This is a genomic window from Citrobacter sp. Cpo032 (assembly GCF_030332975.1).
Classification (GTDB): Bacteria; Pseudomonadota; Gammaproteobacteria; order Enterobacterales; family Enterobacteriaceae; genus Citrobacter; species Citrobacter portucalensis.
The window spans coordinates 19,207-44,034 of the sequence record NZ_JAOWGU010000052.1; the positions used below are offsets into that span (position 1 = coordinate 19,207).

The following is a 24,828-nucleotide window of genomic DNA, read 5'->3' on the forward strand; positions in this document are numbered from 1 at the left end:
TCGACACAAGAATCAGGACGAGAGTCCCAGTGCGCGTTTGACGGGGCCAAAGCTGCGGCGATGGTGCTCAGTCGCACCATGCAGTGCCAATTTTTCCAGATGAAATGCGGTTGGATAGCCTTTGTGCTGTGCAAAACCATACTGTGGAAAAACCGTATCCAGCGCCGCCATTTCAGCGTCACGGGTCACTTTTGCCAGAATCGATGCGGCGCTAATCTCCGCCACGCGGCTATCACCTTTGACCACCGCCATCGACGGTACCGGTAATGCCGGGCAACGATTGCCGTCAATCAGCACGTATTCGGGCGCAATATGTAGACTCGCAACAGCACGCTGCATGGCCAGCATGGTGGCATGCAAAATGTTCAGCTCGTCGATTTCATGCGGTTCCGCCCGACCAAGGCTCCAGCTTAACGCTTTTTCTTTAATTTCATCAAACAGCGCCAGGCGACGTTTTTCTGACAGTTTTTTTGAATCGTTAAGACCGATAATAGGGCGAGCCGGATCCAGAATGACGGCAGCTGTGACGACTGCGCCAACCAAAGGGCCGCGCCCGACTTCATCCACACCCGCTACTAAATGCGTATGCGGATACACAAATTCAATCATTGCGCTAACTCCAGGACCGCATCCGCTGCCTGCTCATCAGCATTGCAACGGATCTGCTGGTGCAGTTCACGGAATGTGTCGTGCATCGCATGGCTGGTTTTACCATTCGCCAGCAACGGCAATAGCGCTTGCGACAGCGCCTGCGGTTCACACTCTTCCTGCAACAGCTCTTTAACCAGTTCTCTTCCCGCCAGCAGGTTAGGTAGCGAAACGTAATCAGTCTTCACCAGACGCTTCGCCAGCCAGAAGGTGAAGGGTTTCATACGGTAGCCAACCACCATCGGGCATTTTGCCAGCATACATTCCAGCGCGGCGGTACCTGAAGCCAGCAGTGCGGCATCGCTGGCCACCATTGCTTCACGTCCCATCCCATTGAGCAGATGTACAGAAAGCTCCGGTGCAACTTCAGCTTTGATTCGCTCAAACTGCTCGCGGCGTTTGGCATTCACCAACGGCACCACCACTTCGAGATCCGGATAATGCTGGCGTAATAGCTGCGCCGTTTTCAGAAAATCGGCGCTGAGCATCTCCACTTCTGCACCACGGCTTCCTGGCAGTAGTGCCAGGCAGTGAGCGTCATGGGGAATGCCCAGAACATCACGCGCCGCATTTTTATCCGGGTCCAACGGCATGGCATCTGCCATGGTATGACCGATAAAGCGGCACGGGACGTTAAATTTGTCATAAAACGCTTTTTCGAAAGGCAGAAAGGCCAGCACCATGTTGGTGGATCTGCCTATTTTGAAAACGCGTTTCTGTCGCCACGCCCAGACGGACGGACTGACATAATGAATGGTTTTAATGCCCTGTTTTTTCAAGTTCCCTTCGAGGGTAATATTGAAATCAGGCGCATCAATGCCGACGAAAACATCCGGCTTTAAGTCGGTGAATCGGCGAGTGAGGTCGGCACGAATATGCAGTAAACGGCGCAGGCGTCCGAGCACTTCAACAATGCCCATGACCGCCAGCTCTTCCATTTCGTACCAGGCTTCACAGCCTTCGGCCTGCATCAGCGGACCCGCCACGCCAACAAAGCGCGCATTGGGAACGCGAGCCTTGAGTGCACGGATTAACCCTGCACCAAGAATATCGCCGGAGGTTTCTCCGGCGACGAGGGCAATCGTTAAAGGACGCTGTTCAGTCATTAACGAATCAGGCCACGCGTTGAGCGCTCAAAGAAGTCGCTGAAAGCCTGAACTTCGGGGTACTGTTTCGCCAGTTCCGCGATTTCGGGTTTCACTTCTTCCAGCGTTTTACCGCTACGGTACAACGCTTTGTAGGCGTTACGAATCGCGGTAATCGCTTCGCGGGTGAATCCACGACGCTTCAAACCTTCGATATTGACGCCAAACGGCGTCGCGTGGTTGCCCTGGGCGATAACGTACGGAGGCACATCCTGGGCCACACCAGAACAGCCACCAACCATCACATGCGCACCGATGATGCAGAACTGATGCACCGCGGTCATGCCGCCGATGATAACAAAATCATCAAGCGAAACATGTCCGGCAAGCGTGGCGTTATTCGCCAGAATACAGCGGTTGCCTACCGTACAATCATGCGCGACGTGCGCATTAATCATCAGTAAGTTATCGCTGCCCACCTTCGTCACTCCACCGCCCTGCACTGTGCCACGATGAATGGTGACGCTTTCGCGGATGCGGTTGCGATCGCCAATTTCCACACGGGTCGGTTCACCAGCATATTTAAGATCCTGGTTAACTTCACCGATGGAGGCAAACTGATAGATCTCGTTATCGCGACCAATTTTTGTATGGCCATTCACGACAACGTGAGACTTCAGTACGGTACCCTCACCAATTTCAACATGGGGTCCAACAATACAAAACGGGCCAATGTGAGCATTGGCACCAATGCTGGCGCCCTCTTCTACAATGGCGGTCGGGTGAATAAAGGCGGATTTATCAATCACGTATCAGGCCTCCCGGCTACGGGCACACATCATCGTTGCTTCGCACACAACTTTACCGTCGACCAGCGCAACCCCTTTAAAACGGGTCAGGCCACGGCGCGTTTTTTCGAAAGTCACTTCCATGATCATCTGATCGCCAGGCACGACAGGACGCTTAAAGCGTGCTTCATCAATACCCGCGAAATAATACAGTTCGCCTGGTTCCAGTTTTCCTACGCTTTTAAACGCGAGGATACCGGTAGCCTGTGCCATCGCTTCCAGAATCAATACGCCAGGGAAAATAGGTTTACCCGGGAAGTGGCCCTGAAAGAAAGGCTCGTTAACGGATACATTTTTCACTGCGCGCAGAAAACGACCTTCTTCAAAATCCAGCACGCGGTCAACCAGCAGAAACGGAAAACGGTGCGGCAGAAGTTCTAAAATCTCTTCAATATGCAGAGTATGAGTGTTAGTAGTCAAAATACTCTTCCTGTCAAAATATACTAAAAGGCAATAATAACACGGCCTGTCGCAATCGTATGAATGGGACAGGCCGAAAAGTCAGACATGCAAAAACGGTGCTTTAGTCTTGTTGATTAACCTTGCGCTCAATCGCTTTGAGGCGCTTGCTCATATCATCAATATTCATCACCAGTGCAGCTGTTTTACGCCATACCTTGTTGGGTTGTAGCGGAATGCCTGAGGAGTAGACGCCAGGTTCAGTGATAGGACGCATCACCATACCCATGCCAGTTACCGTAACTTTGTCGCATATTTCCATATGCCCATTGATCACGCTGGCACCGCCAATCATGCAATAACGGCCAATCTTCAGGCTACCCGCCATAATGACGCCACCGGCTACCGCCGTATTGTCGCCAATCACAACGTTATGCGCAATCTGGCACTGGTTATCAATGATAACACCATTACCGATCACAGTATCGTCCAGAGCACCACGGTCAATGGTGGTACAAGCGCCGATCTCGACGCGATCGCCGATAATCACGCGACCAAGCTGGGGGATCTTCACCCAGTTACCACGATCGTTCGCGTAACCAAATCCATCAGATCCAACGACGGTGCTGGACTGGATCAGGCAATTTTCACCGATCTGGATGTCGTGGTAAATCGTCACATTCGCCCACAAGCGTGAACCTGCACCGATTTTGGTATTTTTTCCGACGAAGCAACCTGCACCGATAACCACGTTATCGCCCAGTTCTACGCCAGACTCAATGACCGCATTTGCGCCCACAGAGACATTATTACCCAGCTTCGCCGTTGCATCGATCACTGCACTGGGTGCAATGTTCTGTGCAGGCTGAGGCGTGGTATCTAAAATTTGCGCCATACGTGCATAGGTCAGGTAGGGATTCTTCACTACCAGCGCCGCACTCTTAGCAAAAGGAAGATCGTCCTGCGTCATCACAACGGCAGACGCCTGGCATACGCCTAAATGTTCACGGTATTTAGGATTCACCATGAACGTGATATTGCCAGTTTGCGCAGATTGCATGGACGCTACGCCGGTGATGACGATATCGCCATCACCGTGTAATTCTGCATCCAACTGCTCTGCTAAATCAGCCAGTCGAATTGAAGGCATTACTTATTTAACCTGTTTCAGTACGTCAGCGGTGATGTCTTTTACATCGCTGCTGTTGTATGCAACGGTGTTTGCGTCAACGACCAGATCGATGCTCTGGCTGTTAGCAACAGATTTCACAGCTGTCTGGATACGAGTAACCAGTTTGCCACGTTCTTCGTTGGAACGACGTGCACGATCCTGCTCGAAAGCCTGAGCTTTCTGAGAGAAAGTCTGGCGCTGAGCCATGACGTCTTTTTCCAGCTTGGTACGATCGCTACCTGCTTTCATTGATTGCAGACGCTGCATTTTAGATTGCAGATCGGATTCCATACGCTGCAGTTCGCTGGCACGGCCTTTGAACTCGTTTTCCAGCGTAGCAGAAACACCCGTCTTCTGTGCAACCTGTTGGAACAGGCTACCCATGTTGACGATTGCAATTTTGTCAGCAGCCTGTGCGGACGTTGCCATCGCTAAACCGAGACCTGCAGCTAATAACCACTTTTTCACAATTAACTCCTTACCATCCCATTTGCACCCAAAGGTGCAGTTCTTTGCGTGGCCAGGCGATCCCATGCAAGATCGCCTAAAGTCATCGCTACACTACCACTACATTCCTTTGCGAAGAACAGTTACCAGGTTTTACCAATGTTAAACTGGAACTGTTCCGCTTTGTCTCCATCGTACTTCTTGAACGGCTGGGCGTAGGAGAAAACCAACGGCCCCAATGGGGACATCCATTGTAACGCGATACCTGCAGACATACGGATATTGCTCGGATCACCGTAATCTGGAACCCCAATAGCGCGAGTTTGATCGCTATCCTGCCAGTTAGTATCCCAAACGGTACCCATATCCCAGAAGAAGGAGGTACGGACCGAGTTAGCATACTTATCGCTGATAAACGGCGTCGGGGTAATAAATTCCAGGCTGGCTACGGCCATGGCGTTACCACCGACCGCATCGTCTGATTTACAGTACGAACCGTCTTTATTGGTACACTCTTCGTAGCTGTCAGTATCGCCGGCGTAAGCCCCAGGTTTATAGACCGCTTTCGGACCGATGGTATTAGACTGGAAGCCACGCACAGTGCTGGAGCCACCCGCATAGAAGTTCTCGTAGAACGGCAACTCTTTGCTGCCTATACCGTCTCCATAACCTACCTTGGTACGACCCAGGACGACCCATTTATGGTCATCATCGATCGGTACATAGGTCGCGGTATCCAACGTCGCTTTATAGTATTCGTTGTCAGAACCCGGAATGGTGACTTTGCCGTTCAGGTTGACGCGCGTACCTTCCGTTGGGAAGTAGCCACGGTCAAGCTTGTTATATGTCCAACCATAGTTAAAGGTGAAGTCATCCGCAGCAAAGCTGTTAGTATTGGTCTCACCCATTGACTCAAGGTAACGATCCATCGCAACCTGCGGCTGCATATTGGACAGTTTGTTATGTACATAACCCAGGCCCGCACGCAACGTGTTGTATTCGTTGACCGGGAAGCCCAGCGTCACGTCTGTACCATAACTTTTGTTGGTATAGTCGGACAGGTCTGCATCATCCGCTTCAAAGTCGTTATAGAAGACGCGGCCACCAAGGCTCACACCATCAACAGTGAAGTACGGGTTAGTGACAGACAACTCAGTATAGGTCTGGTAGTCGTTTTTGGTGCCGTTAATCCCAACAGAATAACCGGTACCTAACCAGTTATCCTGCTGAACGCCAGCCTGGAAGCTCACGCCGCTCTCGGTACCGTAACCGACGCCGAAGTTAAAGCTACCGGTGTTACGCTCTTTAACCTTGTAGACAACATCAACCTGATCTGGACGGCCTGGAACACGCTGAGTATCAGTATCAACAGTTTCAAAGTAACCCAGACGGTTCAGACGCTCTTTACCCTGGTCGACCAAATCGCTGCCCAACCATGCGCCTTCCATCTGACGCATTTCGCGACGCAGAACGGAGTCTTTAGAAGTGTCATTACCTTCAAAACGGATCTTACGCACATAGAAACGGTTACCCGCATCCACGTTTACACGCAATTTAACGGTTTTGTCAGCGTCGTTGATTTCAGGCTGCGACTGTACGCGCGGATAGGCATAGCCATAGCGACCCAGAAGCTTCTTGATGTCATCTTCCATTTTGGTCACTTTGGTGCCGTTATAGAGTTCACCTGGCTCGATCTTCGTCAGGGTCTCAATTTCGGCGGAGTGCCCGGCCAGGTTACCGCTCACCTGAACCCCAGAAAGCTTGTACTGCTCGCCTTCAGTGATGTTAACGGTGATGTAGATGCCTTTTTTATCCGGCGTCAGGCTGACCTGAGTGGAATCAATATTGAAGCGAGCATAACCGCGATCCAGATAGTAGCTACGCAGGGTTTCAAGGTCGCCCGCCAGCTTCTGTTTCTGGTATTTACGATCGCCCACCACGTTCCACCACGGCACTTCGTCACGCAACTGGAAGTGAGAGATAAGTTCGTCAGTCGAGAAGGCATGGTTGCCGACGATATTGATCTGTTGGATCTTCGCCGAAACACCTTCCTGGAAGACCAGCTTGAGGTCAACGCGGTTACGCGGCAACGGCGTCACCACCGCTTTCACACTGGCGCTGTACTTACCGACGCTATAGTAGAAATCTTCCAGGCCCTTTTCGATATCGGCAAGCGTTGTGCGATCCAGAGACTCGCCAACACGCACGCCAGACGCCTCGAGGTTTTGCTTCAGCATGTCATCTTTCACCGATTTGTTACCGGAGAAAGTGATGCTGGCAATCGTCGGGCGTTCTTTTACCTGAACCAGAAGGGTATCACCATCGCGCAGGACGCGGACATCCTCAAAGTTTCCGGTGGCGAACAGAGCACGAATGGTATTACTGATGTCTTCATCATTAACCGTGTCGCCTGTGCGCACCGGCATACTGAGGAGAGCCGCACCAACGGCGACTCGCTGTAGGCCTTCGAAATGAATGTCCTTCACTACGAACCCTTCAGCACCGTATACGGTGGCGCTGCTAAACAGCAGCGACGCTATGAGCAACTTTTTCATCGCCATCGTTATTATGCGTTCTTCCTAACACTCTCTTACAACCGAGAGAAATCATTGAAAAGTGCAAGCCCCATTAACAACACCAGCAAGATAGAGCCAATGCGATAACTAAAGTCTTGAACCCGCTCGGATACCGGACCGCCCTTCAGCTTTTCAATCGCCAGGAACAGCAGATGCCCCCCGTCAAGAACGGGCAACGGAAACAGGTTGATTATCCCTAAGTTCACGCTGATAAGCGCAAGGAACATCAGGTAATAAATAATCCCGAACTCCGCTGACATCCCAGCCCCCTGGGCGATAGAAATCGGCCCACTGAGGTTGTTCAGTTTTACATCACCGGTAATCAATTTTCCCAGCATACTGACCGTCAGCTTCATCAACTGCCACGTTTTATCCGAGGCTTCGAGGATGGCGCTGAATGGTCCATACTGGCGTACAGTCTTATACTCATCAGGCAGAGGAATAACTTTAGGCACCACGCCCGCAAACCCTTCTGCCTTACCGTTAACCTGTTTTGAATCTGGGGTTAACGTTAAAGACAAGGAACTTCCTTGTCTTTCAATATCTAGCGCTAACGGCGTATCCGGATTATCGCGCACCAGCGTCACGAACGTCATCCATTGCGTCAGCGACTGACCATTGACTTTAACGATCCTGTCGCCAGCTTGCAAACCTGCCTTACTTGCAGCGGAGTTAACCTGCACTTCTGACAGTACCGGTTCAATCTGCGGACCACGCGGACGCATGCCCAAACTAGAGACAGGATCCTCTTTGTCTGGCTCAAATGTCCAATGGCGTAAATCCAGCGTTTTGTCCTGTCGCTGGTTACTGCCAAATTGCGCCACGCTGAGGGTCGTATGCTCATCGCCAATTTTGGATACCAGTTGCAATCGCACGGCATCCCAATCAGGGGTTTCGATGCCATCAACCGCTTTTAGTTCCGTACCCGGCTGAATTTGCGCCTGTGCAGCAATCGAGTTGGGTGTTATTTCACCAATAACCGGACGAACGCCAGGGACGCCAATGATAAACACCAGCCAATAAGCAAAAATAGCAAAAAGGAAGTTTGCAATCGGACCTGCGGCGATAATAGCAGCACGTTGTCCAACCGTTTTATTGTTGAAGGCGTAATGGCGCAATTCCGGTGCGACCGGTTCAGCGCGCTCATCCAGCATTTTGACGTAACCGCCGAGGGGAATCATGGCGATGACGTATTCCGTACCTGATTTATCGGTACGCCGCCAAAGCGCTTTTCCAAAGCCAATGGAAAAGCGTTCGACGCGGACTCCGCAGCGCCGCGCAACCCAGAAATGACCAAATTCATGCACGGTGATAAGCACACCAAGTGCGATGATGAATGCAGCCAAATTCCAGAGAATACTCAGCATAAGACCATCCGTTAGAGCGTCCTGAACACCAGTAACAACAGGCAGGCAAAGACCGGTACCGCAGCCGTCAGGCTATCAATACGATCCAGAATACCGCCGTGTCCTGGAATTAAGTGACCACTGTCCTTAATACCTGCTTCACGCTTAAACATACTCTCGGTCAGGTCACCCAGCACGGAGGCCAGGGCTGCAACGATGGAGCAAATGAGCAAGGTGACAGGCGCAACTTCAAGATTCGCCCACATGCCATAACCCCATGAGATCACGGCCGCAGTGGCGAGTCCGCCAATAAAACCCTGCCAGGTTTTACCAGGAGAAACCTTCGGTGCCAGCTTATGTTTGCCAAACAGCTTACCAAACATATACGCACCAGAGTCCGCTCCCCAAACGAGGATCATGACATACAGCAGCCATAGCGCGCCACTATAATGATTCTCATCATAGTGCCATGCACGTAGCGCCAGCATTCCCCAAAAGAACGGGACAATGGTTAACACGCCGAAAATTATGCGTAATGTTTTGGAATTACGCCAGACCGACGCAGAACCTGGGTAAAACAATACCAGTAACAGCGCTACGACCCACCAGCCCAGCGACGCCCACAGCGATACTTCAACCAGCGGTTGATGGATATCGCGATGGTATTCTGGCAGCAAAAATAGCATCAGTGCCAGCAATAGCCCGCACAAAACCGCCAGCCAGACTCGCTGCGTACGCGTGGTAAAACCGCTTAACTGTCCCCACTCCCAGGCGGCCAACATACAGACGACCAACGTAACAATGGCGAACCCCACCGGCGGCAGCAAAAACAGCGCCGCGATGACAACGGGTATTAAAACAAAAGCAGAAATCAGGCGATACTTCAGCAAAAGCGACCCCCATCAGGCTTTTTCATCACCGGGTTCGGTGCCGCCGAAACGACGCTCACGATTAGCAAAGGCATGCAGCGCACCTTCAAAGTCTTGTTCATCGAAATCGGGCCAGAGAACATCGGTAAAGTAAAGTTCGGCATAGGCAATTTGCCACAACAGAAAATTACTAATTCGGTGCTCTCCCCCAGTCCTTATCACTAAATCCACAGGAGCCAGCTCATGCATACAAATTTGCTGCCCAAGCATCTCTTCATCGATTTGCTCAGGATGCAGCACACCGTCCTGCACCTGTTGTGCCAGTTGCCTGACTCCCTGGACAATATCCCACCGTCCACCGTAATTCGCTGCAATATTCAGCGTCAACCCGGTATTCTGGGCGGTAATCGCTTCTGATTTGCGAATCCGTTCTTGCAAACGTGAGTTAAATCGACTGATATCCCCGATAATACGCAGGCGTACGTTATGGCGATGTAGGTTTTTCACTTCGCTATCAAGTGCCCACACAAACAGTTCCATTAACGCGCTCACTTCCTGCGCAGGTCGGTTCCAGTTCTCACTGCTAAAGGCATACAGCGTTAACGCATCAATACCGTTATTTGCAGCAAAAGAGACAGCCCGGCGGACGGATTTTGCTCCAGCCTTATGCCCAAAGGCGCGAATCTTCCCTTGCTTTTTCGCCCAGCGGCCATTGCCATCCATGATAATTGCGACATGGCGACAACCATGTGCTGGCAAATTTTCGCTTAATGGTTTAGTTGCAGACAACATAACGCGTTATTAGTCCCTGAAAGGATTTACGGTACTCAGGAATACTGAAGCCTATCCACAAAAAAGCCGTGTCAAACCACGGCTTACCCGACCGAAAAAAAGCAAATACCCGCGATCGGGTGGCGCAGACTATATCACTGAAGCCCAACGCTAACAAATAGCACGATTCTCCGTAGAGGGATTATCATCAGCTTGAGAGTCGCATCACTTCTTTTCTGGCGACTTCCCGCGCGATGGCATCGACCTTCAACACGTCGTCAACGCTCTGCGGTTCCTGCAAATCCATCTTATCCAGTACAGATAAATTGAGATCGGCAATATCGGTAAATCGGATCTGCTGCGCCAGGAATGCGGCAACGGTAATTTCATTCGCGGCATTGAGTGCGGTCGTCGCCGCCTGACCTTGCTCAAACGCGTCCATCGCCAGTTTCAGGCACGGATAACGCTGGTAATCAGGTGCGGAAAACGTCAACGCACTGAGTTTGCAAAAGTCGACAGGCTTAACACCGGACGTCACACGTTCTGGCCATGCCATCGTATGGGCAATAGGTGTACGCATATCAGGTTCACCCAACTGCGCCAGAACACTACCATCCTGATAACGGACCATCGAATGAATAACCGACTGCGGGTGAATCAGCACTTCCATCTGGCTTGCACTGGCATTAAATAACCAACGCGCTTCAATGTATTCCAGACCTTTGTTCATCATGGTGGCGGAATCGACAGAGATTTTTCGTCCCATCGACCAATTCGGATGACGGCATGCCTGATCGGGGGTCATAGAGACCAGCTCGCGCAATGGCGTTTCACGGAATGGGCCACCAGACCCGGTAAGCAGAACTGACATGACGCCGTTTTGCTCAAGGTCAGCGTATCCCAGATTGTGTTGGATAGGTTGCGGTAAACTCTGAAAAATCGCGTTATGCTCGCTATCTACCGGCAAAAGCTGCGCTTTGTGGCGTTTCACGTCGTCCATAAACAGACGGCCGCAGGTCACCAGCGATTCTTTATTCGCCAGCAAAATGCTTTTGCTCGCACGAATTGCTGCCAGCGTCGGCAGCAAACCCGCTGCGCCGACAATCGCCGCCATGACCTGATCAACATCATCCAGCGCAGCCATATCACAGGCAGCCTGCTGCCCGCTCATCACCTCGGTACGGCTACCCTGTGCCAAAAGAGCAGCTTTTACCTGTGCCGCGCTTTTTTCATCATCCATTACCGCATAGCGAGGTGCAAACTCCAGGCATTGCTCTACCATACGGGCAACATTTTTACCCGCCACCAACGCAGCAACACGAAATTTTTCCGGGTTATGGCGTACTACATCCAGCGTACTGCAACCAATGGAACCGGTTGATCCCAGGATGGTTAATTGCTTCATCGGACATCCAGAAGAATTTTACTCGTCATACTTCAAGTTGCATGTACGTTGGCTTTACTCGGCCTTTGGCGTCACCGCCTTCCTGCAACTTGAATTATTTAGAGTATGTAGACAGAAAAAAGCAAAACGCCGCCATCCAGCCTTCTCAGGCCTTCTAAGCGGCGTTTTTAGCGTACAGGCGAATCAGAACTGCATCAGTTCTGCTTCTTTCTCTGCCAGCGCCGCATCAACTTTCTTGATTGCTGCGTCAGTCAGTTTCTGTACGTCGTCCTGAGAACGGCGATCGTCATCTTCGCTGATCTCTTTTTCTTTCAACAACGCTTTCACTTTGTCGTTTGCATCGCGGCGTACGTTACGTACCGCAACACGCGCGCCTTCAGCTTCACCACGTACGATCTTGGTCAGATCTTTACGACGTTCTTCGGTCAGCGGCGGCAGCGGAACGCGGATGTCAGAGCCCGCAGAGCTTGGATTCAGACCGAGGTCGGAAGCCATGATTGCTTTTTCAACGGCTGGACCCATAGAACGGTCAAATACGTTGATTTTCAGGGTACGGGAATCTTCAACCGTTACGCTTGCCAGCTGGCGCAGCGGAGTCGGCGTGCCGTAATATTCCACGACAATACCATCCAGCAGGCTAGGAGAAGCACGACCCGTGCGAATTTTGCTGATTTGGTTTTTGAACGCTTCGACGCATTTGTCCATGCGTACTTCAGCATCTTTTCTGATATCGTTGATCACGTTACGAATCCTTGAAAGCTTGTTTCAGTCAGACCATACCCGCCACGCAAGATGTGACAAGTATAGTCTTGATTAATTTTGAGGGACGTATCCCGCGACATTAAAGCGGAATATTACCTGCATTTAGCCGCAACGGGAATTATTCCGTGATTAACGTGCCTTCTTTTTCACCCATAACAACACGGCGCAGTGCACCTGGTTTGTTCATGTTAAAGACACGAATCGGTAATTTGTGGTCACGAGCCAGCGTGAACGCGGCAAGATCCATTACTTTCAGCTCTTTATCCAGTACTTCAGTGTAGGTCAACTGTTCGTACATAGTCGCCGTTGGATCTTTAGCCGGGTCGGCAGTAAATACGCCATCGACTTTGGTGGCTTTCAGAACCACATCCGCTTCAATTTCAATACCGCGCAGGCAGGCTGCAGAATCGGTGGTGAAGAACGGATTGCCGGTACCCGCAGACAAAATAACAACGCGGTTGTTACGCAGCAGGCTGATAGCTTCGGCCCAGCTGTAGTTATCACACACGCCGTTCAGAGGAATTGCGGACATCAAGCGAGCGTTCACATAGGCGCGGTGAAGCGCATCGCGCATCGCCAGACCGTTCATTACGGTGGCTAACATGCCCATGTGGTCGCCCACAACGCGGTTCATCCCCGCTTTCGCCAGACCAGCGCCACGGAACAGGTTACCACCACCAATCACTACGCCAACCTGAATACCCAGCTCAACCAGCTCTTTGATTTCCTGAGCCATGCGGTCGAGGATGCTTGCATCAATACCGAAGCCTTCTGAACCTTGCAGAGCTTCGCCACTTAACTTAAGCAGAATACGTTTGTAGACGGGTTTTGCATTGGTAGCCATGTTTCTTTCCTGAGACTGTCAACGAATGAGATGAGTTAATTCCAGCGACATTGTATGTCGCTTTTCAGCATGACCACTATAGCGGTTCGCTGAATTTACAAGCCAGACACAAAAAGAAGCCGCCCTCAGGCGGCTCCTTTAAAAATTAAGACTGCTTGGACATCGCAGCAACTTCTGCTGCAAAGTCAGTCTCAACTTTCTCGATGCCTTCACCCACTTCAAAGCGGATGAAACCAGTTACGTCAGCGTTATGCTCTTTCAGCAGCTGACCAACAGATTTGCTCGGTTCCATGACGAAAGGCTGACCGGTCAGAGAAACTTCGCCGGTGAATTTCTTCATGCGGCCTTCAACCATTTTCTCTGCGATTTCTTTCGGCTTGCCAGACTGCATAGCGATGTCCAGCTGAACCTGGTATTCTTTTTCTACCACTTCAGCGGAAACGTCTTCCGGTTTAACGAATTCTGGTTTGCTTGCAGCAACGTGCATTGCCAGCTGTTTAACCAGTTCTTCGTCAGCGCCAGTTGCAGCAACCAGAACACCGATACGAGCACCGTGCTGGTAGTTACCCAGAACTTCGCCTTCCAGGGAAGCAACGCGACGGATGTTGATGTTCTCACCGATTTTAGCAACCAGAGCAACACGTTCTTCTTCGAACTGTGCTTTCAGAACTTCAACGTCAGTGATTTTGCCAGCAACGGCAGCGTCCAGTACTTTGTCAGCAAATGCCTGGAAACCAGCATCTTTAGCAACGAAGTCAGTCTGGCAGTTAACTTCCAGAATGAAAGCGATGTTGCCGTCGATTTTGGTTTTGATTACGCCGTCAGCAGCAACGTTGCCTGCTTTTTTCGCCGCTTTGATTGCACCGGACTTACGCATGTTTTCGATTGCCAGCTCGATGTCGCCATTAGCTTCAGTCAGTGCTTTTTTGCAATCCATCATGCCTGCGCCAGTACGCTCACGCAGCTCTTTTACCAGGGATGCGGTAATTTCAGCCATTCTAAAATCCTCGGAAGATTTGATCTGCCCGGCATGAAACCGCACAGATTTAAAAGTGAAAAAGGGGGCCATATACAGGCCCCCTAACCAAACGTGATACTACCTGGTCTATAAGGGCTCTAACGAGCGTGCCTTATTATTCAGCTTCTACGAAGCTTTCTTCCGCCTGGGAAGCCAGATCCTGAGAACGGCCTTCACGAACGGTAGTAGCTACAGCGCCCAGGTACAGGGTCACAGCACGGATTGCGTCGTCGTTACCCGGGATAACGAAGTCAACACCGTCCGGATCAGAGTTGGTATCAACGATAGCAAATACTGGGATACCCAGGTTGTTTGCTTCTTTGATAGCAATATGCTCGTGGTCAGCATCGATTACGAACAGAGCGTCCGGCAGACCGCCCATGTCTTTGATACCGCCCAGGCTGTTTTCCAGTTTCTCAAGCTCACGAGTACGCATCAGCGCTTCTTTCTTGGTCAGCTTTTCGAAAGTACCGTCCTGAGACTGAGTTTCCAGATCTTTCAGACGTTTGATGGACTGACGAACGGTTTTCCAGTTAGTCAGCATACCGCCCAGCCAGCGATGGTTCACGAAGAACTGGTCGCAGCTGTTAGCAGCTTCTTTCACCGCTTCGCTTGCAGCGCGTTTAGTACCAACGAAAAGGATTTTACCTTTACGAGCAGAGATCTTGTTCAGTTCAGCCAGAGCTTCGTTGAACATCGGTACAGTTTTCTCAAGGTTGATGATGTGAACTTTGTTACGCGCACCGAAGATGAACGGCTTCATTTTCGGGTTCCAGTAACGGGTCTGGTGACCGAAGTGAACACCAGCCTTGAGCATGTCGCGCATGGAAACAGTTGCCATGATTAAAACCTCTATATATAAAAGTTGGGGTTAAGCCTCCACGCATCCCATATTACCGACCCCAAAGGGCACCCCGGAATATGTGCCGATACGTGTGTGTTGTTACACAAAGTGAGATTTGTCGCTCCCGTCCATCGTGTGTAGTCTTCGAATGGATCGGAAGTCCGGCGCGCTTTATACCACAAATACGCCACCGACACCAATAATTGTTGGCGGTCTGTGCTGTTAATGATTCTCAATTTGGCAGGGTACACCCCAGACTGATACCATTGACAGCACTTACACAATTATTGTCGAAATAATCGACACTGATGGACAGAATTCATGGCTATCTCAATCAAGACCCCTGAAGAAATCGAAAAAATGCGCATCGCTGGCCGCCTGGCCGCTGATGTACTGGAAATGATCGAACCGTTTGTTAAACCGGGCGTCAGCACCGGCGAGCTGGATCGCCTCTGTAATGACTACATCGTGAATGAGCAGCAGGCCATTTCCGCCTGCCTGGGCTATCACGGCTATCCGAAATCCGTATGTATCTCTATTAATGAAGTGGTGTGTCACGGGATCCCGGACGACGCCAAGCACCTGAAAGATGGTGATATCGTCAACATCGACGTAACCGTGATTAAAGACGAGTACCACGGCGATACCTCCAAGATGTTTATCGTCGGCAAACCTACTATTCTTGGCGAACGTCTGTGCCGCGTCACACAGGAAAGCCTGTATCTGGCGCTGCGGATGGTAAAACCGGGCATTCGCCTGCGCACGCTGGGCGCTGCAATTCAGAAATACGCGGAAGGCGAAGGTTTCTCTGTTGTTCGTGAATACTGCGGTCATGGTATCGGTCGCGGCTTCCATGAAGAGCCACAGGTTCTGCACTACGATGCAGACGACGGTGGTGTGGTACTGCAGCCTGGCATGACGTTCACCATAGAACCGATGCTGAATGCCGGTGATTACCGCATCCGCACCATGAAAGACGGCTGGACGGTGAAAACCAAAGACCGGAGCTTGTCTGCACAGTACGAGCATACTATTGTAGTGACGGAAAACGGCTGTGAAATTCTGACGTTACGCAAGGATGACACCATCCCAGCGATCATCACACACGGCGAATAATGTTTTGCCTGATGGCGATGCATTCGCATCTTATCAGGCCTACAAATTGTACTACTTAGTAGGCCGGATAAGGCGTTCACGCCATCATCCGGCTTTTTAATGGGTGGCGCATAATGAATACTCTTCCTGAACAGCACGCAAATACTGCCCTCCCCACCCTGCCTGGCCAACCGCAAAACCCAGGGACATGGCCACAGCAAGATCTCAACTGCTCCGGCATTAAAGCGCATATCGACACCTTCCAGAACTGGTTAGGCGAAGCGTTTGACAGTGGAATTTCCGCAGAACAGCTCATTGAGGCCCGTACCGAATTTATTGACCAGTTGCTACAACGCCTGTGGATTGAAGCCGGTTTTGGCCAAATTGCCGACCTGGCGCTGGTTGCCGTTGGGGGTTACGGGCGCGGCGAACTGCACCCGCTTTCCGATATTGACCTGCTGATACTGAGTCGTAAAAAGCTGCCTGATGCGCAGGCCGAGAAAGTCGGTGAGCTGTTAACGCTGCTATGGGACGTGAGGCTGGAGGTTGGGCATAGCGTGCGTACGCTGGAAGAGTGTCTGCTGGAAGGATTGTCAGATTTAACCGTCGCCACCAACCTGATTGAAACTCGCCTGCTGATCGGCGATGTGGCGCTGTTTCTGGAGCTGCAAAAGCATATTTTTAGCGAAGGTTTCTGGCCTTCCGACAAGTTTTACGCCGCCAAAGTGGAAGAGCAAAATCAGCGCCACCAGCGCTATCACGGCACTAGCTACAACCTGGAGCCGGATATCAAAAGCAGTCCCGGCGGCCTGCGCGATATCCATACCCTGCAATGGGTGGCCCGCCGCCATTTTGGCGCCACCTCACTGGACGAAATGGTCGGCTTCGGCTTTTTGACACTGGCTGAACGCGCCGAGCTGAATGAATGTTTGCATATCCTGTGGCGGATTCGCTTCGCCCTGCATCTGGTCGTTAGTCGTTACGACAACCGCCTGCTGTTTGACAGCCAGCTCAGCGTGGCGCAAAGGCTAAACTACGGCGGCGAAGGCAACGAGCCTATCGAGCGGATGATGAAAGACTATTTCCGCGTCACCCGACGGGTCAGCGAACTGAATCACATGCTGTTGCAACTGTTCGACGAGGCGATCCTCGCCATGCCCGCCGATGAAAAACCGCGCCCGATTGATGACGACTTTCAACTGCGCGGCACGTTGATCGATCTGCGCAACGACGACCTGTTTATCCGTAAACCCGAAGCGATACTGCGGATGTTTTACATCATGGTGCGTAACAGCGCGATCAGCGGAATTTACTCCACCACGCTGCGCCATCTGCGTCATGCCCGCCGTCATTTAACCCAACCGCTGTGCTACATCCCGGAAGCGCGATCGCTGTTTCTCAGTATGTTGCGTCATCCGGGTGCGGTGAGCCGCGGTCTGCTGCCAATGCATCGCCACAGCGTGTTGTGGGCTTATATGCCGCAATGGTCGCATATAGTCGGCCAAATGCAGTTTGACCTGTTTCATGCCTATACGGTGGATGAACACACCATCCGCGTAATGCTCAAGCTGGAAAGTTTTGCCAACGAAGAGACCCGTCAGCGCCATCCGCTATGCGTGGATCTATGGCCGCGTCTGCGACAGCCGGAGTTGATTCTGATTGCCGCGCTTTTCCACGATATAGCCAAAGGTCGCGGCGGCGATCACTCGGTACTCGGCGCTCAGGATGTGCTCAAGTTCGCCGAACTGCACGGCCTGAATTCCCGCGAAACGCAGCTGATCGTGTGGCTGGTGCGCCAGCATTTGCTGATGTCGGTGACCGCTCAGCGCCGCGATATTCAAGATCCCGAAGTAATTAAGCAATTCGCCGAAGAGGTACAAACGGAACACCGTCTGCGCTTTTTGGTGTGTCTGACCGTCGCGGATATTTGCGCCACCAACGAAACGCTGTGGAATAGCTGGAAGCAAAGCCTGCTACGCGAGCTGTACTTCGCGACGGAAAAACAACTCCGTCGTGGCATGCAAAATACGCCGGATATGCGCGAGCGCGTACGCCACCATCAGCTTCAGGCGCTGGCGCTACTGCGAATGGACAGCATTGATGAAGAAGCGTTGCACCACATCTGGTCACGCTGTCGCGCCAACTACTTCGTGCGTCACAGCCCAAATCAGCTGGCCTGGCATGCGCGCCATCTGCTGCAACACGATCTCAGCAAGCCGCTGATCCTGCTCAGCCCACAGGCCACGCGCGGCGGGACAGAAATTTTCATCTGGAGCCCTGACCGCCCTTACCTGTTTGCCGCCGTCTGCGCCGAACTGGACAGGCGTAATCTTAGCGTCCACGATGCGCAGATTTTCACTACCCGCGATGGGATGGCGATGGATACGTTCATCGTGCTGGAACCGGACGGCAGCCCGCTGTCTTCAGACCGACATGAAGCGATCCGTTTTGGACTGGAACAGGCCATCACGCAGCGCAGTTGGCAGCCACCGCAACCGCGTCGCCAGCCGGCAAAATTACGCCACTTTACCGTCGATACTGAGGTCACCTTTTTGCCGACCCATACCGACCGAAAATCATTCCTGGAGCTTATCGCTCTCGACCAGCCCGGCCTGCTGGCGCGGGTCGGGCAGATTTTTGCCGATCTGGGAATTTCGCTGCATGGCGCCCGAATTACAACCATTGGCGAGCGAGTAGAAGATTTATTCATAATCGCCACCGCCGACCGGCGCGCCCTTAATAATGAGCTGCAGCAGGAAGTGCATCAACGGTTGACAGAGGCCCTCAATCCAAACGATAAAGGGTGATGTTTTTATTTATTATGGAAAGAGTTTAACAATGCAGCAGTTACAGAACGTTATTGAGTCCGCTTTCGAGCGCCGTGCCGACATTACTCCGGCAAATGTAGATACCGTAACCCGCGAAGCGGTGAATCAGGTTATTTCTTTACTGGATTCCGGTGCACTGCGCGTCGCAGAGAAGATTGAGGGTCAGTGGGTCACGCATCAGTGGCTGAAAAAGGCGGTCCTGCTCTCTTTCCGTATTAACGATAATCAGGTCATCGAAGGTGCGGAAAGCCGTTACTTCGATAAAGTACCGATGAAATTCGCCAACTACGACGAAGCGCGCTTCCAGAAGGAAGGTTTCCGCGTGGTTCCGCCTGCGGCCGTGCGTCAGGGTGCGTTTATCGCCCGTAACACCGTGCTGATGCCATCTTACGTAAACATCGGAGCTTATGTTGATGAAGGTACGATGGTTGATACCTGGGCAACAGTCGGTTCCTGTGCGCAAATCGGTAAAAACGTACACCTGTCCGGCGGCGTTGGCATCGGCGGCGTACTGGAGCCGTTGCAGGCTAACCCAACCATCATCGAAGACAACTGCTTCATCGGCGCACGCTCTGAAGTGGTTGAAGGCGTGATCGTCGAAGAAGGTTCTGTTATCTCCATGGGCGTGTACATCGGTCAGAGCACCCGTATTTACGATCGCGAAACTGGCGAAGTGCATTATGGTCGCGTTCCGGCAGGCTCCGTGGTCGTCTCCGGCAACCTGCCGTCGAAAGATGGCAAATACAGCCTGTACTGCGCGGTGATTGTGAAGAAAGTCGATGCCAAAACGCGTGGCAAAGTGGGAATCAACGAACTGTTGCGCACTATCGACTAACAGCGATTTGAAAAAGCGGGCTTAGCCCGCTTTTTTTACATCTGCGAGTGGCATAAACAAGGCTTTTCGTTAATTATTCAATGGTTATAGTGAGCTTAAGGGTACCGCTATGTATGACAATCTGAAAAGTCTGGGCATTACTAATCCTGAAGAAATCGATCGTTACAGCCTGCGGCAAGAAGCCAACAACGATATCCTGAAAATCTATTTCCAAAAGGATAAAGGCGAGTTTTTTGCCAAGAGCGTGAAGTTCAAATATCCCCGTCAGCGCAAAACGGTGGTAGCTGATGGCATCGGCCAGGGTTACAAAGAAGTGCAGGAGATCAGTCCCAACCTGCGCTATGTGATCGATGAACTGGATCAGATCTGCCAGCGCGATCGCAGCGAAGTCGATCTTAAACGCAAGATCCTTGATGATTTACGCCATCTCGAAAGCGTCGTGACCAACAAGATCAGCGAAATTGAAGCCGATCTGGAAAAACTGACGCGTAAATAACCGCACGTGAATGTATTCGTAGGCCGGGTAAGGCGAAGCCGCCACCCGGCATTTTGCCTGATAAGCGTAGCGCCATCAGGCAATTAATCAATGCTGCTCATCTAACTGTAACGCCACATACAGCAGCAGTCTGTCGTCAAAATTCCCCAGATCCAGCCCGGTCAGTTCTGAAATACGATTCAGGCGATATTCCAGCGTATTGCGGTGAATAAACAGTGCCTTTGAGGTGGCCAGCGGCTGGACGTTATGACGAAACCATGCCGCCAATGTCCGACGCAGCAACCCATTGTTATCCATCGCTTTCAGCCTCACCAACGGACGCGCCAGTTCATTGGCCTGCCAGCCGCCGCGCAGGCTGTCCAGCAGTACTGGCAGCATCAAATCCTGATAGAAATAGCTACGGCTTTCCGGCATCCGCTGCTTGCCGACCATCATGGTAGTGCGCGCCGTACGATACGAACGGGCAATGCTACCGGGCCCGGTAAAATAGTTGCCCAGCGATACGCGAAAACGCAGCTGTCCGTTCTCTTTCATACGGGCAATAAGCTGCTCAACGCGCTTACGATGATCTTCAGCGTCCCAGCGGCCAAACTGATTGAGCGCCGGTTTCAGCACCACCATCTCGGTCAGGGAAACAATCGCAATCAGATTATTACGTTCGGGTGTGGTCAACGCATTCTGCAATTGCTGTAACTCCGCCATCGCACTGTCAACGCCAAGCTGGCCACTATCGACCTCCAACACCGCCACCACGCGTGGCTGGTTCAAATCAATGCCTAAACGCTGGGCCCATTCCATCAGCGCTGGCGTATTCTCTTCCGCCTGAATCAGGTTCATCACCAGCTCTTCACGCAGACGGCTATCCTGCGCTAACAGATGCATCAAGCGCGACTGTTCCAGCATCATTTCGGCGGTCATACATACTAACTCGCCGTATTTGCGCAGATGCTCCGGCTCGCCGGTAAGGCCGATAACGCCAACGATTTCGCCTTCCAGACGTAGAGGCAGGTTTATCCCCTGTCGTACACCGTGCAAATGCCGGGCCACCGCATCGTCGATATCGACCACCCGACCCTGCGAAAGCACCAGCAGCGCGCCTTCGTGCAATTCACCAATACGTTCGCGATCGCCGCTGCCGATTATCCGCCCACGGGCATCCATTACGTTGATATTGGTATCAATGATGCGCATGGTACGCGCCACGATATCCTGCGCCATTTTGGTATCAAGATGCCAACCAGCCATAAACCCCTCCTGTGAGCAGAGCTCAAGCATAGGGAAGATAATAAGCGGCGACATTGTGCAAATGCACAAAGCGAAAGGGAGAAGTATGGAGTTGTGGGAAGTATCACAAAAAGAAACCCCTTCCTGTGCAGGAAGGGGTTGAGGGAGATTACTGCATCAACAGATAGATGGAGCTGTCACCGCGCTGAATGTTCAGCGCCAGTACAGCCGGTTTGCTGTCGAGGATTTTGCGCAGTTCAGCGATGTTTTTCACCGGCTGCTGGTTCGCGCCGATAATCACATCCCCTTTCTTCAGGCCAATCTGTGCAGCCGGAGAATTCGGTTTCACGTCGCTTACCACGACACCTTTGTCCTGGCCTTTGTTGCTCATATCGGCACCTTCGATGCCTTTAAAGATAGAACTGGAGTCAACCTGAGTCTGGCTGCTCTGCTGCAATTCCAGGTTCACGGTGACCGGCTTACCGTCACGCAGCAGACCCAGGGTGATTTTGCTGCCAACCGGCATCGTACCGACCTGCGCACGCAGGGCGGCGAAGCTGCTGATAGGTTTGCCGTTCAGGGAGGTAATCACATCCCCGGCTTTAATCCCCGCTTTCGCTGCGGAAGAGTTCGGCATCACCTGGCTGACGAATGCGCCACGCTGGGCGTCAACTTTCATCGCTTTCGCCAGCTCAGAGCTCAGCTCGGTACCCATAATGCCCAGCTCACCGCGTTTAACCTGGCCAAACTCAACCATCTGCGAGGTCAGGTTTTTCACCATGTTGCTTGGGATCGCAAAACCGATACCGATGTTACCACCGTCCGGTGCGAGGATCGCGGTGTTAATACCGATCAGCTCACCGTTCAGGTTGACCAGCGCACCACCGGAGTTACCCCGGTTGATCGCAGCATCCGTCTGAATAAAGTTTTCGTAGTTCTCCGCGTTCAGGCCACTACGTCCCAGCGCAGAAACAATACCGGAAGTCACCGTTTCACCAAGACCAAACGGGTTACCAATTGCCACGGTGTAATCACCCACGCGCAGCGCATCGGAATCTGCCAGCTTAATCGCCGTCAGGTTTTTCGGATCCTGAATTTGGATCAGCGCGATATCGGAGCGCGGATCTTTACCCACGATCTTCGCGTCAAATTTACGACCATCGCTCAACTGAACTTTAATCACCGTGGCGTTATCTACCACGTGGTTATTGGTCACGACATACCCTTTCGCGGCATCAATAATTACGCCGGAACCGAGTGCCATAAATTTCTGCTGCTGGCCGCCGCCATTGTCAGCGCCCGGTGCGCCGCCCTGGCAGAACGGAGAACTCTGGAACGGAGAACCGTCCTGGCAGAACGGTGAATTATCACCGAAGAACTGCTGGAAATTACGCGGCATGCGCGGCGTATTTACCGTCGTGCTCCCCTCGACGTTAATACTTACCACCGATGGCATCACTTTTTCGAGCATCGGGGCCAGGCTTGGCATCTGTTGGGCGGTCATTGCTGAAGACGACGTCTCAGCCGCTGTAGCAGACAGGGGGGACAACGCCAAACCTAAACTCAGAGCCAGTGCACTCATTGCTAATGTGGTTTTTTTCATGTGTTTCGTTCTCGATTAACAGGTAACGCAAAATTGCTGTATACGTCAGAGTCGTTTTATAGCGCTAAGTTCCAGAATTAAGTTTAAGGAAAAAGTAAAATTTTATTGTCCGTCTTTACAAATGAGTATTTATTGTTCTACGGCCATCAAGCGACGATATTCATCCCAGGCATACAAATCCGTCATCCCGCTGATATAATCCTGGATCAACCGGCAGCGATAATAATATTCCAGAACCGAATACTCGGCGCACCCCGTCGATATTTTACTAACCGCCTCAACATACGCAAGACGATGGCGGGTAGACAACTTCTGAAATAAACGGGACTCGATAGGAAAACGTTTTACTCTTTCATTGTCGACCAGTTCAGAAAAATCTGACTGAGACATTTTTAATAACGGCTGATAGATCTCCAGCAACCCGCTGATCACCCGATAGCCCTGTAATTCCAGTTGTTCAACATCCGGATGGCTAAACACATGTTTTACTGCCACATTTTTATAAACGCCCAGTAGCTGGCTGAAGCTACTGGCATCTTCTAGCAGCGCATGATTAAAGCTGCCTTCATAAATCTGCGGCAAATTATCAATAAACCGCTGGGCCGCATACGGCACCAGTTTATTCAGCGTATTGACGCGTAAATACATAAAGAACTGATCTTCGGTACTCCGGCTTAATGTATTTGAACGTGATTTTTCCCAGGCGTTCTCAACAACCTGGATAAACAGGGAACCTTTTTCATGTTGCCCCCACGCCTCATGCAGATGGTGATAAAGCTGCTCGACGCTAAAGATTCTTTTCTCAACGGCATCTTCCAGATCCGCTACGCAATAAGAGATATCATCGGCAGCTTCCATAATCCAGGTTAATGGAAAGCGACTGTAAGGCGCTAATGATAATTCTTTACGCAACCGCTCAATATACGGTTCTTCAGAAAGGTAATAACCCGGCTTCTTCATTAAATAATTGTGTGTTTCGGGTGCACTGCCGCGCCACCACGCTGGACGGGTATATTTTAAAATACCGCCAACCTGCGCCCAGGTAAGGTTCATACGCATCAACGTATGCACAAGGCGAATACCCTGCGCATTGCCTTCAAAATGGCACAGGTCCTGGCGTACCTTACGGCGAATATCATTCAGCGACTCCTCGCCTTCACGCAACCGTAATGCCGCCACCTGGCAGCGGTCATCACTTAGGGGCTGACTTTCTGCGTCTGCGGGATACAGCCGCTGGCGGAACCAGTCATTAATCGCCGCTTCCCCAAAATGGCCAAACGGCGGATTGCCAATGTCATGCATCAGGCAGGACATTTCGACAATACTTTCAAACGGCCCCGTCAGTTCATCCAGGCCATACTGCTCCAGCAACTTTTGCTCTTTTAGTCGGCTGAGGATCTCTTTCGCGATATAGCGGCCAACCTGCTGAACTTCCATTGAGTGCGTTAAACGCGTGCGCACCGCCGCATTACGTTCCAGCGGAAAGACCTGGGTCTTTTGTTGCAGTCGGCGAATGGCCGGTGAATTGATAATACGTCCGCGATCGCTTTCGAAAATACGCAGGATCTCATGCTCAGTCTTCACGCCCTGCGGCGAACGGTAACGACGATGCCAGTTTATTTTTTTTCGGAAATCGATCTGTGCCATGTCCTCTCCCGCCTGAGAAATGCGCTACCCCTTAAGCGCATGATAGACTATGCCCTCAAATCTGGCT

General features: G+C 51.7%; 22 protein-coding genes. 4 read left to right on the forward strand and 18 right to left on the reverse strand.

Annotation, left to right across the window (positions count from 1 at the left end; genetic code table 11):
• Positions 1 to 12: 12 nt before the first annotated feature.
• From rnhB to rpsB, 15 genes are all read right to left on the reverse strand, one after another.
• Entirely contained in the window at positions 13 to 609 is a 597-nt protein-coding gene (gene rnhB / locus OGY33_RS22180; RefSeq protein ID WP_048214887.1) for a ribonuclease HII, read from the reverse strand.
• Positions 606 to 1,754: a lipid-A-disaccharide synthase gene (gene lpxB / locus OGY33_RS22185; protein ID WP_003829168.1), complete on the reverse strand. Its 1,149-nt coding sequence runs from the start codon at positions 1,752 to 1,754 to the stop codon at positions 606 to 608. Before lpxB ends, rnhB begins: the two co-directional genes overlap by 4 nt.
• Positions 1,754 to 2,542: an acyl-ACP--UDP-N-acetylglucosamine O-acyltransferase gene (lpxA, locus tag OGY33_RS22190; protein ID WP_003018525.1), complete on the reverse strand. Its 789-nt coding sequence runs from the start codon at positions 2,540 to 2,542 to the stop codon at positions 1,754 to 1,756. The genes lpxB and lpxA overlap by 1 nt, the downstream gene beginning before the upstream one ends.
• A 3-nt stretch (positions 2,543 to 2,545) precedes the next feature.
• Positions 2,546 to 3,001 (reverse strand): 3-hydroxyacyl-ACP dehydratase FabZ, encoded by a 456-nt coding sequence (fabZ, locus tag OGY33_RS22195; RefSeq protein ID WP_003018528.1) that lies wholly within the window; start codon positions 2,999 to 3,001, stop codon positions 2,546 to 2,548.
• A gap of 103 nt (positions 3,002 to 3,104) precedes the next feature.
• Complete coding sequence (gene lpxD / locus OGY33_RS22200; protein ID WP_003018531.1) at positions 3,105 to 4,130, reverse strand: UDP-3-O-(3-hydroxymyristoyl)glucosamine N-acyltransferase; 1,026 nt, start codon at positions 4,128 to 4,130, stop codon at positions 3,105 to 3,107.
• Positions 4,131 to 4,133: 3 nt separating this feature from the next.
• A complete protein-coding gene (skp, locus tag OGY33_RS22205; protein WP_016151765.1) occupies positions 4,134 to 4,619 on the reverse strand; it encodes a molecular chaperone Skp in 486 nt (161 codons plus the stop codon).
• Positions 4,620 to 4,741: 122 nt separating this feature from the next.
• Positions 4,742 to 7,159, reverse strand: a complete 2,418-nt coding sequence (bamA, locus tag OGY33_RS22210; RefSeq protein WP_103014362.1) for an outer membrane protein assembly factor BamA — start codon at positions 7,157 to 7,159, stop codon at positions 4,742 to 4,744.
• A gap of 29 nt (positions 7,160 to 7,188) precedes the next feature.
• A complete protein-coding gene (gene rseP, locus OGY33_RS22215) occupies positions 7,189 to 8,541 on the reverse strand; it encodes a sigma E protease regulator RseP (RefSeq protein WP_048227062.1) in 1,353 nt (450 codons plus the stop codon).
• A gap of 11 nt (positions 8,542 to 8,552) precedes the next feature.
• Positions 8,553 to 9,410 (reverse strand): phosphatidate cytidylyltransferase, encoded by an 858-nt coding sequence (gene cdsA / locus OGY33_RS22220; protein WP_003829174.1) that lies wholly within the window; start codon positions 9,408 to 9,410, stop codon positions 8,553 to 8,555.
• A 12-nt stretch (positions 9,411 to 9,422) separates the two neighbouring features.
• On the reverse strand, positions 9,423 to 10,181 hold the full coding sequence (gene ispU / locus OGY33_RS22225) for a (2E,6E)-farnesyl-diphosphate-specific ditrans,polycis-undecaprenyl-diphosphate synthase (RefSeq protein ID WP_008786266.1): 759 nt from the start codon (positions 10,179 to 10,181) through the stop codon (positions 9,423 to 9,425).
• A 187-nt stretch (positions 10,182 to 10,368) separates the two neighbouring features.
• Positions 10,369 to 11,565 carry a 1-deoxy-D-xylulose-5-phosphate reductoisomerase gene (gene ispC, locus OGY33_RS22230; protein WP_191238846.1) on the reverse strand — a complete coding sequence of 399 codons (1,197 nt, stop codon included), beginning with the start codon at positions 11,563 to 11,565 and terminating at the stop codon, positions 10,369 to 10,371.
• A gap of 183 nt (positions 11,566 to 11,748) precedes the next feature.
• A complete protein-coding gene (frr, locus tag OGY33_RS22235) occupies positions 11,749 to 12,306 on the reverse strand; it encodes a ribosome recycling factor (protein ID WP_003018547.1) in 558 nt (185 codons plus the stop codon).
• 139 nt (positions 12,307 to 12,445) lie between these two features.
• On the reverse strand, positions 12,446 to 13,171 hold the full coding sequence (pyrH, locus tag OGY33_RS22240) for a UMP kinase (protein ID WP_003018549.1): 726 nt from the start codon (positions 13,169 to 13,171) through the stop codon (positions 12,446 to 12,448).
• Between the two features lie 145 nt (positions 13,172 to 13,316).
• Positions 13,317 to 14,168, reverse strand: coding sequence for a translation elongation factor Ts (gene tsf, locus OGY33_RS22245; RefSeq protein WP_003018551.1), 852 nt, complete (start codon positions 14,166 to 14,168; stop codon positions 13,317 to 13,319).
• A gap of 136 nt (positions 14,169 to 14,304) precedes the next feature.
• Positions 14,305 to 15,030: a 30S ribosomal protein S2 gene (gene rpsB, locus OGY33_RS22250; RefSeq protein ID WP_003018553.1), complete on the reverse strand. Its 726-nt coding sequence runs from the start codon at positions 15,028 to 15,030 to the stop codon at positions 14,305 to 14,307.
• A gap of 324 nt (positions 15,031 to 15,354) precedes the next feature.
• Between rpsB and map the strand changes: the two genes are divergently transcribed.
• From map to OGY33_RS22270, 4 genes are all read left to right on the forward strand, one after another.
• Positions 15,355 to 16,149, forward strand: coding sequence for a type I methionyl aminopeptidase (gene map, locus OGY33_RS22255; protein ID WP_103014365.1), 795 nt, complete (start codon positions 15,355 to 15,357; stop codon positions 16,147 to 16,149).
• 113 nt (positions 16,150 to 16,262) lie between these two features.
• Entirely contained in the window at positions 16,263 to 18,935 is a 2,673-nt protein-coding gene (glnD, locus tag OGY33_RS22260; RefSeq protein WP_191238847.1) for a bifunctional uridylyltransferase/uridylyl-removing protein GlnD, read from the forward strand.
• A gap of 31 nt (positions 18,936 to 18,966) precedes the next feature.
• Positions 18,967 to 19,791, forward strand: coding sequence for a 2,3,4,5-tetrahydropyridine-2,6-dicarboxylate N-succinyltransferase (gene dapD, locus OGY33_RS22265; RefSeq protein WP_003829186.1), 825 nt, complete (start codon positions 18,967 to 18,969; stop codon positions 19,789 to 19,791).
• A 109-nt stretch (positions 19,792 to 19,900) separates the two neighbouring features.
• Positions 19,901 to 20,287: a DUF3461 family protein gene (locus OGY33_RS22270; RefSeq protein WP_005132126.1), complete on the forward strand. Its 387-nt coding sequence runs from the start codon at positions 19,901 to 19,903 to the stop codon at positions 20,285 to 20,287.
• An 87-nt stretch (positions 20,288 to 20,374) separates the two neighbouring features.
• Here the strand turns inward: OGY33_RS22270 and cdaR are convergent, their stop codons facing one another.
• From cdaR to dgt, 3 genes are all read right to left on the reverse strand, one after another.
• Entirely contained in the window at positions 20,375 to 21,532 is a 1,158-nt protein-coding gene (gene cdaR, locus OGY33_RS22275; protein WP_003829189.1) for a DNA-binding transcriptional regulator CdaR, read from the reverse strand.
• A gap of 148 nt (positions 21,533 to 21,680) precedes the next feature.
• A complete protein-coding gene (degP, locus tag OGY33_RS22280; protein ID WP_003829191.1) occupies positions 21,681 to 23,114 on the reverse strand; it encodes a serine endoprotease DegP in 1,434 nt (477 codons plus the stop codon).
• A gap of 129 nt (positions 23,115 to 23,243) precedes the next feature.
• Positions 23,244 to 24,761 (reverse strand): dGTPase, encoded by a 1,518-nt coding sequence (dgt, locus tag OGY33_RS22285; RefSeq protein WP_048214893.1) that lies wholly within the window; start codon positions 24,759 to 24,761, stop codon positions 23,244 to 23,246.
• Between the last annotated feature and the right edge of the window lie 67 nt (positions 24,762 to 24,828).